This window comes from Chitinophaga jiangningensis (assembly GCF_900142605.1).
Lineage (GTDB): Bacteria > Bacteroidota > Bacteroidia > Chitinophagales > Chitinophagaceae > Chitinophaga > Chitinophaga jiangningensis.
This window is the reverse complement of record NZ_FRBL01000017.1, coordinates 1-3,036: the sequence shown is the minus strand read 5'-3', so window position 1 is coordinate 3,036 and position 3,036 is coordinate 1. Positions and strand designations below refer to the sequence as shown.

The window sequence follows — 3,036 nt, the reverse complement described above, 5'->3', positions numbered from 1 at the left end:
GAAGGACGTGGTAAGCTGCGATAAGCTACGGGGAGATGCAAACGATCGTTACATCCGTAGATTTCCGAATGGGACAACCCAATACACTGAAGGTGTATTACTCGAAAGAGAGCCAACGCAGGGAACTGAAACATCTAAGTACCTGCAGGAAAAGAAAATAACAATGATTCCCCAAGTAGTGGCGAGCGAACAGGGAAGAGCCCAAACCGGGTCGAAGCAATTCTACCCGGGGTTGTAGGACTACTTTTAGAAAGTCAGATCAAACTGAATCATCTGGAAAGATGGGCCGTAGCAGGTGATAGCCCTGTAGGTGCAAATTCTGATGGACGTGTAGTATCCTGAGTAGCGCGGGACCAGAGGAATCCTGTGTGAAACTGTCAGTACCATCTGATAAGGCTAAATACTCCTTAGATACCGATAGTGAACCAGTACCGTAAGGGAAAGGTGAAAAGTACTCCGAACAGGAGAGTGAAATAGTTCCTGAAACCGTGCGCTTACAAGCGGTCGGAGCTCGCAAGAGTGACGGCGTGCCTTTTGCATAATGAGCCTACGAGTTACTCCTTACTAGCGAGGTTAAGGTCTTCAGTACCGGAGCCGCAGCGAAAGCAAGTTCTAACAGAGCGTTTTAGTTAGTAGGGGTAGACGCGAAACTTTGTGATCTATCCATGGGCAGGATGAAGGTTAGGTAAAACTAACTGGAGGTCCGAACTCATTAGCGTTGAAAAGCTATGGGATGACCTGTGGATAGGGGTGAAAGGCCAATCAAACTGAGAGATAGCTCGTTCTCCCCGAAATGTTTTTAGGAACAGCCTCGGATATAGACGTGTTATAGAGGTAGAGCTACTAATTGGGCTAGGGGGCTTCACCGCCTACCAAACCCTAATAAACTCCGAATGCTATAACATAATCTCCGGGAGTGAGGCTGTGGGCGCTAAGGTCCATGGCCGAGAGGGAAATAACCCAGACTAGCAGCTAAGGTCCCTAATCGTATGTTAAGTTAATCAAACGCGGTTCAAATCCTAAAACAGCCAGGATGTTGGCTTGGAAGCAGCCATTCATTTAAAGAGTGCGTAACAGCTCACTGGTCGAGGGTTTGGGCACGGAAAATAATCGGGTATCAAACATACAACCGAAGCTCTAGGCCTAAGCGTAAGCTTAGACGGTAGGGGAGCATTCTAAACTGCATCGAAGGTGTGTTGCGAGACATGCTGGAGCGTTTAGAAAAGAAAATGTAGGCATAAGTAACGATAAATAAGATGAAAAATCTTATCGCCGTAAGACTAAGGGTTCCTGATCAACGCTAATCGGATCAGGGTTAGTCGGGTCCTTAGGCAAAGCCGAAAGGCGTAGCTGATGGCAAAATGGTGAATATTCCATTACCTGCTATAAATTCGATGGAGTAACGGAGTAGTGAAAGGACTGCGCACTTACGGAATAGTGCGTTAAAGGGTGTAGTTATAGGTTTTGTAGGTAAATCCGCAAGATCTGATGAACCTGATAGTACGGCAAAGCTTCGGCAGCGCTGATAATGTCCCTAATCAGACTTCCAAGAAAAACTTCTAAGGTTCGTTTATAGCAGCCCGTACCGTAAACCGACACAGGTAGTCGAGGAGAATATCCTAAGGCGCTCGAGTGATCCGTGGTAAAGGAACTAGGCAAATTGACGCTGTAACTTCGGGATAAGGCGTACCGCAGCGATGCGGTCTCAGTAAAATGGTCCAACCAACTGTTTAACAAAAACACAGGGCCCTGCAAAATCGAAAGATGACGTATAGAGCCTGATACCTGCCCGGTGCTGGAAGGTTAAGGAAGGATGTTCGGCGCAAGCCAAAGCTTCTGACTGAAGCCCCAGTAAACGGCGGCCGTAACTATAACGGTCCTAAGGTAGCGAAATTCCTTGTCGGGTAAGTTCCGACCTGCACGAATGGTCTAATGAGTTGGACACTGTCTCTACCACGAGCTCGGTGAAATTGTAGTATCGGTGAAGATGCCGGTTAATCGCAACGGGACGGAAAGACCCCGTGAACCTTCACTACAACTTAACATTGATTTTGAATGCCAGATGTGTAGGATAGTTGGGAGACTGTGAAGCAGCTTCGCCAGGAGTTGTGGAGTCATCGTTGAAATACCAACCTTCTGTTATTTAGAGTCTAACCCGGCAACGGGGACATTGTTTGGTGGGTAGTTTGACTGGGGTGGTCGCCTCCTAAAAGGTAACGGAGGCTCGCAAAGGTACCCTCAGTACGGTTGGTAATCGTACGTAGAGCGCATTAGTATAAGGGTGCTTGACTGTGAGGCAAACAAGCCGAGCAGGTGCGAAAGCAGGCTAAAGTGATCCGGTGGTTCTGTATGGAAGGGCCATCGCTCAAAGGATAAAAGGTACTCCGGGGATAACAGGCTGATCTCACCCAAGAGCTCATATCGACGGTGAGGTTTGGCACCTCGATGTCGGTTCGTCACATCCTGGGGCTGGAGAAGGTCCCAAGGGTTCGGCTGTTCGCCGATTAAAGTGGCACGTGAACTGGGTTCAGAACGTCGCAAGACAGTTCGGTCCCTATCTGTTGTGATCGTTAGTAAATTGAGGAGACATGACCTTAGTACGAGAGGACCGGGTCGTACGTACCGCTGGTGTATCTGTTGTGCCGCCAGGTGCAGTGCAGAGTAGCTATGTACGGACAGGATAAACGCTGAAAGCATCTAAGCGTGAAACCTGCTTCAAGATGAGTTTACTTTTAAGGGCCGTCGGAGACTACGACGTTGATAGGTTACAGGTGTAAGGGTGGTAACATCGCAGCCAAGTAATACTAATTGCCCGTAAGCTTTAACTTTATTTATTACTTCGTTCCCTCTGGGAACGGTTAAGTATACAACTTACTCCAATATGTTATCTTATTGTTTGCTGTAACAGCAAAAAGATCTTATGGTGGTTTTGCCAAGGGTGTTCACCTCTTCCCATTCCGAACAGAGAAGTTAAGCCCCTTATGGCCGATGGTACTGCACCACAATGCGGGAGAGTAGGTAGCTGCCATATTTATT

At 47.7% G+C, this 3,036-nt stretch carries 2 rRNA genes; both read left to right on the top strand.

Annotated features, from left to right (window positions below):
* Positions 1-2,829, top strand: a 23S ribosomal RNA gene (locus BUB18_RS28810); the annotation flags it as partial.
* 90 nt (positions 2,830-2,919) lie between these two features.
* Positions 2,920-3,031: ribosomal RNA gene (gene rrf / locus BUB18_RS28805) — 5S ribosomal RNA — on the top strand.
* The last annotated feature ends 5 nt before the right edge of the window (positions 3,032-3,036 follow it).